At 67.3% G+C, this 13752-nt stretch carries 12 protein-coding genes; 5 read left to right on the top strand and 7 right to left on the bottom strand.

Features of this window, described 5'->3' with window-relative positions:
* Window positions 1–66 precede the first annotated feature (66 nt).
* Both POS15_RS13045 and POS15_RS13050 read right to left on the bottom strand, forming a co-directional pair.
* Window positions 67–1203, bottom strand: coding sequence for a PilT/PilU family type 4a pilus ATPase (locus tag POS15_RS13045; protein WP_019185386.1), 1137 nt, complete (start codon window positions 1201–1203; stop codon window positions 67–69).
* Window positions 1204–1254: 51 nt separating this feature from the next.
* Window positions 1255–2292, bottom strand: a complete 1038-nt coding sequence (locus tag POS15_RS13050) for a type IV pilus twitching motility protein PilT (RefSeq protein WP_019185385.1) — start codon at window positions 2290–2292, stop codon at window positions 1255–1257.
* 108 nt (window positions 2293–2400) lie between these two features.
* Between POS15_RS13050 and POS15_RS13055 the strand changes: the two genes are divergently transcribed.
* From POS15_RS13055 to POS15_RS13065, 3 genes are all read left to right on the top strand, one after another.
* Complete coding sequence (locus POS15_RS13055) at window positions 2401–3081, top strand: YggS family pyridoxal phosphate-dependent enzyme (RefSeq protein ID WP_284128275.1); 681 nt, start codon at window positions 2401–2403, stop codon at window positions 3079–3081.
* 27 nt (window positions 3082–3108) lie between these two features.
* Window positions 3109–3930 (top strand): pyrroline-5-carboxylate reductase, encoded by an 822-nt coding sequence (gene proC, locus POS15_RS13060; protein WP_284128276.1) that lies wholly within the window; start codon window positions 3109–3111, stop codon window positions 3928–3930.
* A gap of 150 nt (window positions 3931–4080) precedes the next feature.
* Window positions 4081–4683 (top strand): short chain dehydrogenase, encoded by a 603-nt coding sequence (locus POS15_RS13065; protein WP_284128277.1) that lies wholly within the window; start codon window positions 4081–4083, stop codon window positions 4681–4683.
* A gap of 161 nt (window positions 4684–4844) precedes the next feature.
* Here the strand turns inward: POS15_RS13065 and soxR are convergent, their stop codons facing one another.
* Window positions 4845–5279 carry a redox-sensitive transcriptional activator SoxR gene (soxR, locus tag POS15_RS13070; protein WP_172838051.1) on the bottom strand — a complete coding sequence of 145 codons (435 nt, stop codon included), beginning with the start codon at window positions 5277–5279 and terminating at the stop codon, window positions 4845–4847.
* A gap of 90 nt (window positions 5280–5369) precedes the next feature.
* Between soxR and POS15_RS13075 the strand changes: the two genes are divergently transcribed.
* Window positions 5370–6743, top strand: coding sequence for an MFS transporter (locus POS15_RS13075; protein ID WP_284128278.1), 1374 nt, complete (start codon window positions 5370–5372; stop codon window positions 6741–6743).
* 21 nt (window positions 6744–6764) lie between these two features.
* Here POS15_RS13075 and POS15_RS13080 read toward each other — a convergent pair whose 3' ends face one another.
* Both POS15_RS13080 and POS15_RS13085 read right to left on the bottom strand, forming a co-directional pair.
* Entirely contained in the window at window positions 6765–8714 is a 1950-nt protein-coding gene (locus POS15_RS13080; RefSeq protein WP_070426768.1) for an alpha/beta hydrolase, read from the bottom strand.
* Window positions 8711–9688, bottom strand: a complete 978-nt coding sequence (locus tag POS15_RS13085) for a DUF4105 domain-containing protein (protein WP_284129645.1) — start codon at window positions 9686–9688, stop codon at window positions 8711–8713. The genes POS15_RS13080 and POS15_RS13085 overlap by 4 nt, the downstream gene beginning before the upstream one ends.
* A gap of 211 nt (window positions 9689–9899) precedes the next feature.
* On the opposite strand from POS15_RS13085, the gene POS15_RS13090 reads away from it, so the two are divergent.
* On the top strand, window positions 9900–10310 hold the full coding sequence (locus POS15_RS13090) for a GFA family protein (protein ID WP_284128279.1): 411 nt from the start codon (window positions 9900–9902) through the stop codon (window positions 10308–10310).
* Here the strand turns inward: POS15_RS13090 and POS15_RS13095 are convergent.
* On the bottom strand, window positions 10307–10525 hold the full coding sequence (locus POS15_RS13095) for a hypothetical protein (protein WP_143592064.1): 219 nt from the start codon (window positions 10523–10525) through the stop codon (window positions 10307–10309). The two genes, POS15_RS13090 and POS15_RS13095, sit on opposite strands and share 4 nt — an antisense overlap.
* Window positions 10526–10637: 112 nt before the next feature.
* Window positions 10638–13751, bottom strand: coding sequence for an efflux RND transporter permease subunit (locus tag POS15_RS13100; RefSeq protein WP_046274042.1), 3114 nt, complete (start codon window positions 13749–13751; stop codon window positions 10638–10640).
* Between the last annotated feature and the right edge of the window lies 1 nt (window position 13752).

The raw sequence follows: 13752 nt of genomic DNA on the forward strand, positions 1-13752 counted from the left end.
CCTGCATCGCGGTGGCCCGCGACCGCGAGACTATCGCAGAGCCGCGCCGGCTTTTACAGCCCCCGCTCAGCGGATCTCGGAGATCTCCACCCCGTCCAGCCCCTGCGACAGCGTGCGTGCGTCGCCGCCCTGCGAGAGCTTGATGCGCAGGCGCACTTCATTCTGCGAATCGGCGTAGCGCAGGGCGTCTTCGTAGCTGATCTCGCCGGCCTGGTACAGCTCGAACAGGCTCTGGTCGAAGGTGCGCATGCCCAGCTGGACCGAGTCCTTCATCACTTCCTTGAGCTTGTGGATCTCACCGTCGCGGATGTAATCCTGCACCAGCGGCGTACCCAGCATGATTTCCATCGCGACCTTGCGCGTCTTGCCGTCCGGCGAGGGGATCAGCTGCTGGGCGACCACGCCCTTGAGGTTCAGCGAGAGATCCATCAGCAGCTGGTTGCGACGGTCTTCCGGGAAGAAGTTGATGATGCGGTCCATCGCCTGGTTGGCGTTGTTGGCGTGCAGCGTGCACAGCACCAGGTGGCCGGTTTCAGCAAAAGCGATGGCGTGGTCCATGCCCTCGCGGGTACGCACCTCGCCGATCATGATCACGTCCGGGGCCTGGCGCAGGGTGTTCTTCAGCGCCGCCTCCCAGCTGTCGGTATCGATGCCGACTTCGCGCTGGGTGATGATGCAGCCTTCGTGCTTGTGCACGAATTCGATCGGGTCTTCGATGGTGATGATGTGGCCGGTCGAGTTGTGGTTGCGGTAGCCGATCATCGCCGCCAGCGAGGTCGATTTACCGGTACCGGTCGCGCCGACGAACAGGATGATGCCGCGCTTGGTCATCGCCAGCGTCTTGACGATCGGCGGCAGGCTCAGCTCTTCCACGGTGGGAATGCGCGTTTCGATCCGGCGCAGCACCATGCCGACCTGGTTGCGCTGGTAGAAGCAGCTCACGCGGAAGCGGCCGACACCGGACAGGCCGATGGCGAAGTTGCATTCGTGGGTCTTTTCGAACTCTTCGCGCTGCGCCGGCGTCATCACGTTCAACACCAGGTCGCGGCTCTGCTGCGGCGTCAACGGTGTCTGCGTGATCGGCGAGATCTTGCCGTTGACCTTGATCGCCGGCGGCATGCCCGCGGTGATGAACAGGTCCGAGGCCTTCTGGTGCGCCATCAGCTTGAGGAACGAGGTGAAGTCGATGGTGGTGGTGCTCATCGCGGTGTACTCCGGAGGTTTTCAGGAGCCGGCCAGCGGCCGGCACTACCACTATTCGAAAATCCGCTTGTCCTTGGCGTACTCGCGTGCCTGGTTGCGGGTGATCAGGCTGCGCTTGACCAGGTCCTGCAGGTGCTGGTCCAGGGTCATCATGCCCATCTGCTGGCCGGTCTGGATCGCCGAGTACATCTGCGCGACCTTGTCTTCGCGGATCAGGTTGCGGATGGCCGGGGTGCCGACCATGATTTCCCATGCAGCCGTACGCCCACCACCGACCTTCTTCAGCAGGGCCTGGGAGATCACCGCGCGCAGCGACTCGGACAACATCGAGCGCACCATCGGCTTTTCGCCGGCGGGAAACACGTCGATGATGCGGTCGATGGTCTTGGCGGCCGAGCTGGTGTGCAGCGTGCCGAATACCAGGTGGCCCGTTTCCGCGGCGGTCAGCGCCAGGCGGATGGTTTCCAGATCGCGCAGTTCGCCGACCAGGATGATGTCCGGATCCTCACGCAGTGCCGAGCGCAGCGCTTCATTGAAGCCGTGCGTATCGCGATGCACTTCGCGCTGGTTGATCAGGCACTTCTGCGAGGTGTGCACGAATTCGATCGGATCCTCGACGGTGAGGATGTGGCCGTATTCGTTCTTGTTGATGTGGTCGATCATCGCCGCCAGCGTGGTCGACTTGCCCGAACCGGTCGGGCCGGTGACCAGGATCAGCCCCTGCGGCTGATCGATCAGCTCACGGAAGATCGGCGGGCAGGCCAGGTCTTCCAGGGTGAGCACCTCGGAGGGAATGGTACGGAACACCGCACCCGCACCGCGGTTCTGGTTGAAAGCGTTGACACGAAAGCGCGCCAGCGAAGGAATCTCGAACGAGAAATCGACCTCGAGGAACTCCTCGTAATCGCGACGCTGCTTGTCCGACATGATGTCGTACACCAGCGCGTGGACCTGCTTGTGGTCCAGGGCCGGAATATTGATGCGACGGACATCGCCGTCAACGCGGATCATCGGCGGCAGGCCGGCCGACAGATGAAGATCCGACGCTTTGTTCTTTACGGAAAACGCCAACAGTTCGGCGATATCCATGCGCTGCTACTCCCCATGACTGCTGCGACTGGAAGGTTCTTTCCCCGGGCGGCAGTATAGAGCGAGATGTGCACAATACGCGCCAGCCCCTGATCCACCGGACCCGCCGTGACCCCCCAGCCTCTGCCCACCCTCCTGACGAACCTGCACAACGCGGCCGCGGCCGCCGGGCGGCCAGATCCGGTCCTGCTGGCGGTCTCCAAGACCCAGCCGGCCGAGGCCGTGCAGGCCCTGGCCGCGCAGGGCCAGCGCGCTTTCGGCGAGAACTACGTGCAGGAGGCGGTCGCCAAGATCGAGGCACTGGCATCGCTGGGCCTGGAGTGGCACCTGATCGGTCACCTGCAGTCGAACAAGGCCGAACTGGCGGCCCGCCATTTCGACTGGGTGCAGAGCGTGGACCGCCTCAAGCTGGTCACCGCATTGGCCACGCATCGCCCAGCCGGCCAGCCGCCGCTGAACGTGCTGATCCAGGTCAACATCGACGACGAAGACAGCAAGCACGGCTGCGCGCCGGAGGACATCGATGCCCTCGCCACCGCCATCGCTGCCGCGCCGCAGTTGCGCCTGCGCGGGCTGATGGCGATCCCGGCCCCGTGGCCTGACGCTGAACGCCGGCAGGCCGCTTTCACCCGCATGGCCACGTTGTTTGCCAAGCTGGCGGCAGCGCACCCGCAGGTGGATACGCTGTCGATGGGCATGAGCAGCGATTACCCTGAGGCCATCGCCCATGGCGCCACCTTGGTCCGCGTCGGCACCGCGCTGTTCGGCGCACGCCCGCGACCGGCCTGAGCGCCCCGCCCGTTCCAAGGAGAGTTCATGAGTACGTCCCCCATCACCTTCATCGGCGGCGGCAACATGGCCCGCAGCCTGATCGCCGGCCTGGTCCGCCAGGGCGTGGCCCCGGCCAGCATCCATGTCGCCGAGCCGGTGACCGAGCTGCGTGACGCGCTCACGGCCGAATTCGGCGTCAGGACCTACGCCAGCGCGACCGAAGCTGCCGCACAGGGCACCGTGTGGGTGCTGGCGGTCAAGCCGCAGGTGCTGCGCGATGTCTGCGCCTCGCTCACCGCCATCGCCCACGGCAAGCAACCGCTGGTGGTCTCCATCGCCGCTGGCATCACCAGCAGCCAGCTGGACCGTTGGCTGGGCGGCGGCCACGCCGTGGTCCGGGCGATGCCCAACACGCCCGCCCTGCTCGGCGCCGGTGTCACCGGCCTGTTCGCCACTGCCAGGGTCAGCGCCGCGCAACGCGCCCAAGCCGATACCGTGCTGGCCACGGCAGGGCGCACCGTGTGGATCGACGACGAAGCGCGCATGGATGCCGTCACCGCGGTCTCCGGCAGCGGCCCGGCGTACGTGTTCCTGCTGGCCGAAGCGATGGAGGCGGCTGGGATCGCGCAAGGCCTGCCGGCCGAGGCGGCCCGCACGCTGGTGGTGCAGACCCTGCTCGGTGCCTCGCGCATGTTGGATGAATCCGGCGAAGCGCCGGCCGAACTGCGTCGCCGGGTGACCTCGCCGAACGGCACGACCCAGGCGGCGATCAAAAGTTTCCAAGGCGATGGCTTCGAAGCCATCGTGGCGCGCGCGATCGACGCGGCGACCACGCGCGGGCAGGCATTGTCGGCGGCGAATGACTGAGGACCAAGCGTCGCCACGCATGGCGTGGCGTTACCTTGGCCGCCCCCTGACCGGGTAGAGCCACCCCATGGGTGGCTGGCCCGCGATGCCGGAACAAGAAGCAGCCACGCGTGGCGTGGCTCTACCCCTACGTTTACGGGAGACATGCACATGAAGATCCTGCTTGTCGGTGCCAGCGGCACCTTGGGCCAGGCGGTCGCCAGTACGCTCGGCGTGCACCACGAACTGATCCGCGCCGGCCGCCACGGCGGCGACGTGCAGGTGGATCTCACCGACGACGCCAGCGTGCAGGCGCTGTTCGAGAAGGTGGGCAAGGTCGACGCGGTGATCGCCACCACCGGCCAGGTCCACTTCGGTCCGCTGACGCAGATGCGGCCGGCCGACTTCAACCTGGGGCTGCAGGACAAACTGCTGGGCCAGGTGCGGCTGAGCCTGGCCGCCCAGCATCACCTCAACACCGGCGGCTCGATCACCCTGACCAGCGGCATCATCAGCGCCCAGCCGATCCGCGACGGCGCCAACGCCACGGCAGCCAACGCCGCGCTCGAAGGTTTCGTGCGCGCCGCAGCCTGCGAGCTGCTGCCGCGTGGGCTGCGCATCAATGCAGTCAGCCCGAACGTGCTGGCCGAATCGATGGACGACTACGGCGCCTACTTCCCGGGCTTTGAACCGGTGACGGCGCAGCGCGCGTCGCTGGCCTACCAGCGCAGCGTGGAAGGCATCCAGAGCGGGCAGGTGTTCACCGTCTGGTGAGGGCAGCCGGCCAGCGGCCGGCACTACAGGTGGCAAGCGGGCGTCAACCCAGGTAGTGCCGGCCGCTGGCCGGCTCCAGACCATGCATGGCACCACGAGAGCCGGCCAGCGGCCGGCACTACGGGTGGCAAGCGGGGGCCCCCGCCGGCCGCTGGCCGGCTCTACTCCCAGCGGCGCGGGCCGTCGCCCTGATCGCCCAGCGTGTCGCCGGGATTGGTCAGGCGGCAACGCTTCAACGACAGGCAGCCGCAGCCGATGCAGTCGGTGAGCTGGTCGCGCAGCAGCAGCAACTGCTCGATGCGCTGGTCCAGCTCACTGCGCCACAGCGCCGACATCCTGGCCCACTCGGCCTTGGTCGGCGTTTTGTTCTCCGGCAGGGCGGCAAAAGCGGTCGCCACCGCCTCCAGCGGCATCCCGACCCGCTGGGCGACCCGGATCACTGCCAGCCGGCGCAGCACGTCGCGCGCGAAGCGGCGCTGGTTGCCGGCGGTGCGCAGGCTGCGGATCAGGCCCTTGCGCTCGTAGAAATGCAACGCCGAGACGGCCACGCCGCTCCGTTTGGCGACTTCGCCTACACTCAGTTCCTGCGCGATCACTGCTTGACCTCAACCTTGGTTCAGGTGGCATCCTGCGCGCCGCCGGAGTGCACTGCAACCCCGGCCCTCCCCCCGATGTCTGGAATCCGCATGTCCGCTGACGCCTCCACTCCGCCCGCCACCGCTCCGGTGGAGGATGCCCCGATCCCCTCGATCCTGTCGCCGGCCTACCGGGCGACCACCATCGGCATGGTCGCGCTGGTCTCGCTGCATGGCTTCGAAGCGCTGGCAGTGGCTGCGGCGATGCCGACCGTTGCCCATGACCTGGACGGCCTGCGCCTGTACGCGCTGGCGTTCGGCGGCACCCTGGCCACCAGCGTGATCGGGATGACGCTGTCCGGCCGCTGGAGCGACCAGCGTGGCCCGGCACGGCCGCTGTGGCTGGGCCTGGCCTGCTTCGTTGCCGGCCTGCTCGTGGCCGGCTTCGCCCAGCACATGCCGGTGCTGGTGCTCGGGCGGCTGATGCAGGGTCTGGGGGCCGGCGCGATCTCCGTGGCGCTGTATGTGCTGGTCGGACGCTCCTTCCCCGAACCGATGCGGCCGCGCGTGTTCGCCGCCTTCTCGGCCGGCTGGGTGGTGCCCTCGCTGGTCGGCCCCAGCATCAGCGGCCTGATCGTGCAGCACCTGGGCTGGCGCTGGGTGTTCCTGATCGTGCCGCTGCTGGCCATCCCGGCGGCACTGCTGCTGCGCCCGGCCCTGCGCCAGGTGGGCACGGTCGCCACCGGCACCAGCAGCCGCAACGTGGTGCCCTGGGCGGTAGGGGCCGCCTTCGGCGCGCTTGCGCTGTACATCGGCGGCCAGCAGCAGGGATGGCTCGCCGTGGCACTGCTGGCCCCCGCCCTCGCCCTGCTCGCCCTGTGCAGCTGGAAGCTGCTGCCGACCGGCACGCTGCGCCTGCGTCGCGGCCTGCCCAGCGTGATCGCCCTGCGCGGGATCGCGGCCTCGGCCTTCTTCGGCTGCGAAGCGTTCCTGCCGCTGCTGCTGCAGCGCGAGCGCGGGTTGACGCCGGTCGTGGCCGGCGTGGCACTGAGCCTGGGGGCACTGGGCTGGTTCTCCGGCTCGTGGCTGCAGGGCCACCAGCAGCGTGGCTGGTCGCGCCGGCAACTGCTGCAGGCCGGTGCCTTGTTGATGTGCACGGGCATCCTGGCCACCTCGCTGGCGATCCAGCCCGGCGTGCCGCTGTGGACGGCCATGGCCGGCTGGGTACTGACCGGGCTGGGCATGGGGCTGATCTATCCCAGCCTGTCGGTGCTCACGCTGTCGCTGTCACCGCCAGCGCAGCAGGGCGCCAACACCTCCGCCCTGCAGCTCAGCGAGGCCCTCGGCGTGGCGACCACGCTGGCCGTCTCCGGCTCGCTGTTCGCGCTGTTCCTGGAGGGCCGTGAGGCGCTGGGCTACCTGCTGACCTTCGCGATCATGCTGGTGCTGGCCATGCTCAGCGTGGTGGTGGCGCGGCGAATCTGAAGCAGGAGATGCCACGCATCCTCACGGATGCGTGTCGCCAACCTCTTTGAGGTCCTCGCGCAGGATGCGGCGGATCTCCAGCACGGCCTGCGGGGTTTCCTGCACGCTGTGCCCGGAGATGATCACCTTCTCCGATACCGCACCGTCCAGGTGCGCACTCCAGTACGGCACCAGGCCATCGTCGGACTGCTGCAACGGCACCTCCGGTTTGCGCTGGGCGATGATCGAGTGGTACTTCAGGCCCGGCGTGATCGGCAGCGCGCCGGCGGCCTTCACGAATGGATCGCTGGCCTTGAGGTTGTCGATGCTGTTGGGAATCTGCAGCTTGGTGGTGCTGTTGGCCGATTCGGATTCCTGCAGGGTCAGGAACACATCCTCGAACTTGCCCAGGATCGTGATCGGCAGGCGCACCAGCCGGCCGATCAGGCGCCCCAGCCGATTGCCCGCGATGTCGGTGCCCTTGTGCGGGGCCGCGATGAAGATCACCCGCTCCACGTTCGGCTCGGCGGTGAAATGCAGCAGGGGGCCGAGCTTGGCTTCCACCCGCTTCAAGCGCTCGCCCTTGAGGTCGTAGTTGGCCAGCAGGTCGTTCCACAGCACATCGCCGGAGGAGGTCACCAGCAGTCGCGCGAGCACGCCACCCATGCTGTGGCCGATGAACACCATGTCCTTGGCCGCCGGTGTGCTGCCGGTCGGGTCGAAGTGCTTGAGGGTGTTGTTGAAGGCCTGGTTGATCTCGTAGCGGTTCAGCGCGATGGGCGCGTTGGTCGGGTAATAGACCTGCCAGACCTGGAAATGACGGCGCAGCTCGGGATCGCCCATGATCTCGTTGGCCACGTTCACCCAGGCTTCCGGGCTGCTGCCCAGGCCGTGCAGCATGAAGATGATGCGGCGGTTGGGGTCCCACGGCTGCATCAGGTACATGTGCGGCGCACCGATGCCCTCGCTCATGCCGAACAGGGTGCGCAGTGACTGCGTGGCGAAGCCGGACTGGGCCAGCCACAAGCCGTAGGCCGCGGTGAAGTTGCCCGCCAGCGGCACTTTCTCACCGTGCAGGTCCACGCTCTCGGTGGACTCGGGCGAGTACACGTCGAACAGCACCTGGGTGGTATCGAGCACCTGCTGCAGGTTGTCGCCCTTGAAGCGCAGCAGGGCGGTGGCGTTGATCGCCGACATCTCGCTGTACTGCGGAATCTCCGCTTTCTCGCCATCGGCCGGGGCCACCAGCTTGGGCGGGTCCATGATCACCACCAGCTCGGCGCCGAAGCCATCGCGGCGATAGGTGCTGCGCAGGCCGGCGAAACTCACCGCCGAGGCGGACACCATCCGGGTCGGGATGCTCTGCATGCGCAGCTCATCGAAATCGGAGGTCAGCGTCCAGCGCTCACCGGCCACCGCGGCGTTGTAGTCCTCGCCTTCCAGCGCGCTCTCGCGGCTGCGCTTGAACACCACCGAGGCGGTCTGCTCGGCAGCGTAGTTGTAGTAATCGCGAACCTGGGTCTGGCGATCCTCGAAGGCGCGGTCCGAAGGCGTTCGGCCGCTGAAGAACAGGTAGGCGTAGGCATAGCGCGCAGCTTCCAGCCATGCATCCAGCGCCGCATCGGACATCGGCGTCTTCTCGCGGTCCTTGGGCTTGGGGGTCAGCGCCAGCGCGGTCTTCACCCACAGCTCGGACTGTGCGGACAGCCGCTGTTCCTCGGGCAGCACGTCGGTGTCTTCCAACGTCTTCTGGCAGGTGGCCACGTCCTTTTCGCACTGCGCCACGTCCATGCCGATCACGCTCAGCGTTTCCTGCGAAGCGGCACTGAGCTTGCCTGAGGTCAGCACGTCGCCGCGCTTGTTGGCCAGGTATTCGGTCGGGGCCACCTGTTTCATGGTGACCATCGCGCAGCCGCTGGAGAGTAGCAGCGAGAGCACCACGGCCAGTATCGGCAACGCGCGGTGCGGCAACAGCTTCAATGCGGAACTCATGGAACGCTTCCCTGCCCTGTCCCCGGGACGTCCCGGCGAATCACCTGTGAAAAATCATCGTCTGCATGGCTCGCCCGCGCACGGTCGGTAATCCGGCCGCGTGCCTTCAGCGTTTCGAACGGTACGCCCGGCGTGAGCACGCCCAGATCGCGCGCGTACTCGGCGAAGTAGCCCGAGGCCAGCAGCCGGTAATCCATCGGCAGGCCCGGCGCGATCTGCTTGGCCAGTTCGTACACGATGGTCGTGCAGTTGCTGGTCAACGTGTTGTAGAACGCTGGCGCGGCGTCGAGCTTGCGCGCCTCGCCAAGGTAGGAGACGAACAGGGCCTTGAGCTGCGCCTGGGTCATGCCGTGCAGGCGGTACAGATAGACGTCTTCGCCACGCGCGTTGGTACGCGTGCGCACGATGTCGGTTTCCTCCGAGGCGACCAGGGTCATCTCGAATTTGCGGAAGAACCCGCCCAGCGCGGAGAACGACTCGCCGCGCTCCTTGCGGATCTCCAGCGAGAACACCAGGTAGCGGCCATCGTCGAAACCGAAGGAGATCAGCGTGTGCGCGATGGCCGGCCCCATCCAGTAGGACAGGATCAGATCGGCCGAGCGCAGCTGGTCCAGGTTGTACTCGCGGCGCACCCAGCGCGCGTCGTAGTCGGTCTCGCTGCGCCAGGTGAAGTCACGGACGTTGTCGAGCACCACGCGTGGGCCATCCACCTCGATCACCTTCAGGCGCTGGGCGACATCGTCGGCCCAGATCCGGTCCTGGCGCGGCGTAAGCAGCAGCCACCAGATGCCCGAGGCAACCAGTGCCACGCCGTACAGCACGCCCGGCCAGCGCCCGGCGCGCGCGCGCGCGACGCCCACCGCCCCGGTGACGGCGAATACCGCCCACAGGCCGACCAGCAGGTACCGCAACCAGCCGGGCCCCGGCAGCTGGTAGGCCAGCAAACCGGTGATCCACAGCGCCGCCAGCAGCATCAGCAGCGCCAGCCCCCATCGTCCTGCCTTCTTCACGCATCGATCCGTCGTCTGTCCGGGGCGCTAGTTAGCCATAACCCCTGTGTTCGCCGCATGTCGAGCCTGTTCAGCTTCGACCCGGCGTTCACCCCCGACGCCGTCAGGGCCTGGCATGGCCGCCCCGCGCGATCGCATACTGGGGCCACTCATGGCTACCAGGGACGCACCACCCATGCAGGGACTGACCACCATCGGGGGGGTGCCCATCCAGCGCCACCATCTGCTGCGCTGCCATTGCGGAGCCGTCGTGCTGCGCCTGCACCTGCCGGACGGCGTGGTCTCGCCCCGCCGCTGCGATTGTTCGATGTGCAGGCGCCGCGGCGCCATCGTGGCCTCGGTGAAGCTGGCGGATCTGGAGATCGTGCAGGGGCATGACGAACTGCGGCTGTATCAGTTCAACACGCACGTCGCCCGCCACCACTTCTGCAGCGTGTGCGGCATCTACACACACCATCAGCGACGTTCTTCACCGGCTGAGTTCGGCTATAACGTCGGCTGTCTGGACGGGATCAATCCGTTTGCTATCGGCGAGGTGCCGGTCAACGACGGGGTCAACCACCCCGCCGATGCCAAACGCCCCTAGCGGCGACCCGGGCCGATTTTCTGCCACGGGGCCATGCCCTTGCGCCCATGCAGCAGCGGGCGCTTGAGAGGCAACCGGCGCGGCATCGGGATGCCGACCCCGGGCGCGGCGGTATCGTCCTGACGCAGCGACTCCGCGCGCTGGCCGACCAGCAGGGCCGCCACTTCTTCCAACCCGTTTCGCATGGTCCGAGCGACCGTCTGCAGGGGATTCATGGCATGTCTCCAAGCGCTGTGGGGACGATCTACGCTAATGGCCCGCCGGCATGGAGACCGTGAACGGAATGGGTCAAGAAGATGAAATCCGGGGTCCGGGGCGCCCCGCCGTTCAGTGTTCTGCCGCCCGATCCGGGCGGGCCTTGCCCAGCCGCCGTACCAGCACGAAGAACAGCGGCACCAGCACGATCGCCAGCAGCGTGCCGGAGAGCATCCCGCCGATCACGCTGACGCCGATCTCGCGCCGGCTCACGGCGCCAGCGCCGGTGGCCAGGGCCAGCGGGATCACGCCCGCCACGAACGCCAGCGAGGTCATCACGATCGGCCGCAGGCGCAGACGGGCGCCCTTCAGCGCCGCATCCACCGCCGAACTGCCCGCGCGGTACTCGGCCTCGGCGAATTCCACGATCAGGATCGCGTTCTTGGCCGACAGACCGATCGTGGTCAGCAGCCCCACCTGGAAGTAGATGTCGTTGACGAAGCCCGCCGCGGTGGTGGCGATCACCGTGCCGATGACGCCCAGCGGGATCACCAGCATCACCGCCACCGGCACGGTCCAGCTCTCGTAGAGCGCGGCCAGGCACAGGAAGATGAAGGCGATGGAGGCCGCATACAGCCACAACGTCTGGTTGCTGGACAGCTGTTCCTGGTAGGACAGTCCGCTCCACTGCAACGCGAACCCGGGCTGATCGGCCACCAGGGACTGCATGGTCTGCATCGCTTCGCCCGAGCTGCGCCCTTCGGCGGCACTGCCCTGGATCTGCATCGCCGGCAGGCCGTTGAAGCGCTGCTGCAGCTGGGGCCCGCGCGACCAGTGGCTGCTGGCGAAACTGGCGAACGAGGCCATCTGCCCGTTGCTGCCGCGCACATACCATTGGCCGATGTCATCGGGCACGCTGCGGTAGGGCTGGTCACCCTGCACGTACACGCGCTTGACCCGGCCGCGGTCGAGGAAGTCGTTGACGTAGGTGCCGCCCCACGCAGAAGACAGCGTTGAATTGATGTCCGCCTGGGCCAGGCCCAGCGCACTGGCCTGCGCCTGGTCGATGTCCAGATGCAGCTCGGCCTTGTCGCCAAGGCCATTCAACCGCACCGAGGTGAGCCGGTCGTCATCGCTTGCGGCCTGCACCACCTTTTCCTGCGCCGCCTGCAGCGCCGGACGCCCGGCCGCGCTGTTGTCCTGCAGCCACAACTCGAACCCGCTGGACTGCCCCAGCCCACGCACCGCCGGTGGCGCCAGCACGTTGACCTTCGCATCGGGCAGGTTGCGGAAGTGCGCGTTGGCACGGGCAATGATGGCCCCGGCGCTGTGCTCGGCATCGCGCTCGGACCACGGCTTGAGCGCCATGAACCCCTGCCCCGCGTTCTGGCCGGTGCCGGCGTTGTTACGGCCGACCACCACGAACACCACGTCCAGGCTGTCTTTTTCATGCTCCATGAAATAGCGGCTGATCTGTTCGCCCAGCGCCTCGGTGCGCGCCATCGGCGTGCCTTCGGGGGTAGAGAACTGGAACGTCACCTGACCCTGGTCTTCCACCGGCAGGAACCCGGTCGGCATGCGCGCGTACAACGCGACCACCCCGATCACCAGCAGCACATAGAAGGCCATCCAGCGCCGCGGGTGCGCCACGATCCCGCCCAGCTTGCCGCGATACCCGTTCTGGCTGCGCTCCACGCCGCGGTTGAACCAGGCAAAGAAACGGCCCGGCGGCTTCTGCGCGCTGGACGGCTTGAGCAGGGTCGCGCACAGCGCCGGGGTCAGCGTCAGCGCGACCAGCGCCGACAGCGCCATCGCCGAGGCGATCGTGATCGAGAACTGCCGGTAGATGATGCCGGTGGAACCACCGAACAAGGCCATCGGCAGGAACACCGCGCCGAGCACCACGGTGATGCCGACCAGCGCACCGGTGATCTCGCCCATCGATTTCTCGGTCGCCTCGCGCGGCGGCAGGTGTTCCTCGTGGATGATGCGTTCGACGTTCTCCACCACCACGATCGCATCGTCCACCAGCAAACCGATCGCCAGCACCATCGCGAACAAGGTGAGCGTGTTGATGGTGAAGCCGGCCACCGCCAGCACGCCGAACGTGCCCAGCAACACCACCGGCACGGTGATCGCCGGAATCAGCGTCGCGCGCAGGTTCTGCAGGAACAGGAACATCACCACCACGACCAGCACGATCGCCTCGATCAGGGTGTGGATGACGCCTTCGATGGAGACCCGCACGAAGGGCGTGCTGTCGCGCGGGTAGGCCACTTCCAGGCCCGGCGGGAAGCTGGGACGCAGGCGCTCGATCTCCGCGCGCACCGCATCGGCGGTTTCCAGCGCGTTGGCGCCGGAGGCCAGCGTCACCGAGAAACCGGCCGCGGGATAGCCGTTGAGGAAGCTGCTGGTCTGGTAGTTCTCCGCGCCGATCTCCACCCGCGCCACATCGCCCAGGTGCACGGCCGCGCCGCTGGGCAGGGTGCGCAGGATGATCGCGCGGAACTGCTCGGCGGTCTGCAACCGCGACTGTGCGGTCACGGTCGCGTTGAGCGCCTGCTCCGGCCCGGTCGGCAATGCGCCCAGTTCACCGGCGGTGACCTGGGTGTTCTGCGCCTGGATCGCGGCACGCACATCCGAGGGCATCAGGTCGAACGCGCGCAGCTTGTGCGGGTCCAGCCAGATGCGCATCGCATAGGGCGAGCCGAACACGTTGATTTCGCCCACACCGGGAATGCGGCTGATCGGGTCCTGCACATTGCTGACCAGGAAATCGGAGACGTCCACCCGTTCCATGCGCCGGTGGGTGTCATACAGCGATACCACCATCAGCGAATCGCCCTGCGATTTGGCCACGGTCACGCCCTGCTGCTGCACTTCCTGCGGCAGCCGGTTGATCGCCTGGTTGACGCTGTTCTGCACCTGCACCTGGGCAATGTCCGGGTTGGCGCGCTGGTCGAAGGTGACCGTGATCCGCGCCTGGCCCGAAGACGAACTGGTGGAAGAGAAATACAACAGGTGGTCGATGCCCTTGATCTGCTGCTCGATCACCTGGGTGACGCTGTCTTCCACCGTCTGCGCCGAGGCGCCGGTGTAGTTGGCGGTGATGTTGACCTGCGGTGGCGCGATGTCCGGGTACTGCTCCACCGGCAGCTGGGTCACCGCGATGGTGCCCAGCGCCATGATGCAGATGGCCAGGACCCAGGCGAAGACCGGGCGGTGGATGAAAAAGCGCGGCAGCATC

Origin of the sequence: Stenotrophomonas sp. BIO128-Bstrain, assembly GCF_030128875.1 — a bacterium.
GTDB lineage: Bacteria > Pseudomonadota > Gammaproteobacteria > Xanthomonadales > Xanthomonadaceae > Stenotrophomonas > Stenotrophomonas bentonitica_A.

Excerpts from the sequence above, each read along its gene's own strand:
- POS15_RS13045 (WP_019185386.1), bottom strand. The coding sequence starts at position 1,203 with ATGAGCACCACCACCATCGACTTCACCTCGTTCCTCAAGCTGATGGCG.
- POS15_RS13050 (WP_019185385.1), bottom strand. The coding sequence starts at position 2,292 with ATGGATATCGCCGAACTGTTGGCGTTTTCCGTAAAGAACAAAGCGTCG.
- proC (WP_284128276.1), top strand. The coding sequence starts at position 3,109 with ATGAGTACGTCCCCCATCACCTTCATCGGCGGCGGCAACATGGCCCGC.
- POS15_RS13065 (WP_284128277.1), top strand. The coding sequence starts at position 4,081 with ATGAAGATCCTGCTTGTCGGTGCCAGCGGCACCTTGGGCCAGGCGGTC.
- POS15_RS13075 (WP_284128278.1), top strand. The coding sequence starts at position 5,370 with ATGTCCGCTGACGCCTCCACTCCGCCCGCCACCGCTCCGGTGGAGGAT.
- POS15_RS13080 (WP_070426768.1), bottom strand. The coding sequence starts at position 8,714 with ATGAGTTCCGCATTGAAGCTGTTGCCGCACCGCGCGTTGCCGATACTG.
- POS15_RS13085 (WP_284129645.1), bottom strand. The coding sequence starts at position 9,688 with ATGCTGCTGGCGGCGCTGTGGATCACCGGTTTGCTGGCCTACCAGCTG.
- POS15_RS13090 (WP_284128279.1), top strand. The coding sequence starts at position 9,900 with ATGCAGGGACTGACCACCATCGGGGGGGTGCCCATCCAGCGCCACCAT.
- POS15_RS13095 (WP_143592064.1), bottom strand. The coding sequence starts at position 10,525 with ATGAATCCCCTGCAGACGGTCGCTCGGACCATGCGAAACGGGTTGGAA.
- POS15_RS13100 (WP_046274042.1), bottom strand. The coding sequence starts at position 13,751 with ATGCTGCCGCGCTTTTTCATCCACCGCCCGGTCTTCGCCTGGGTCCTG.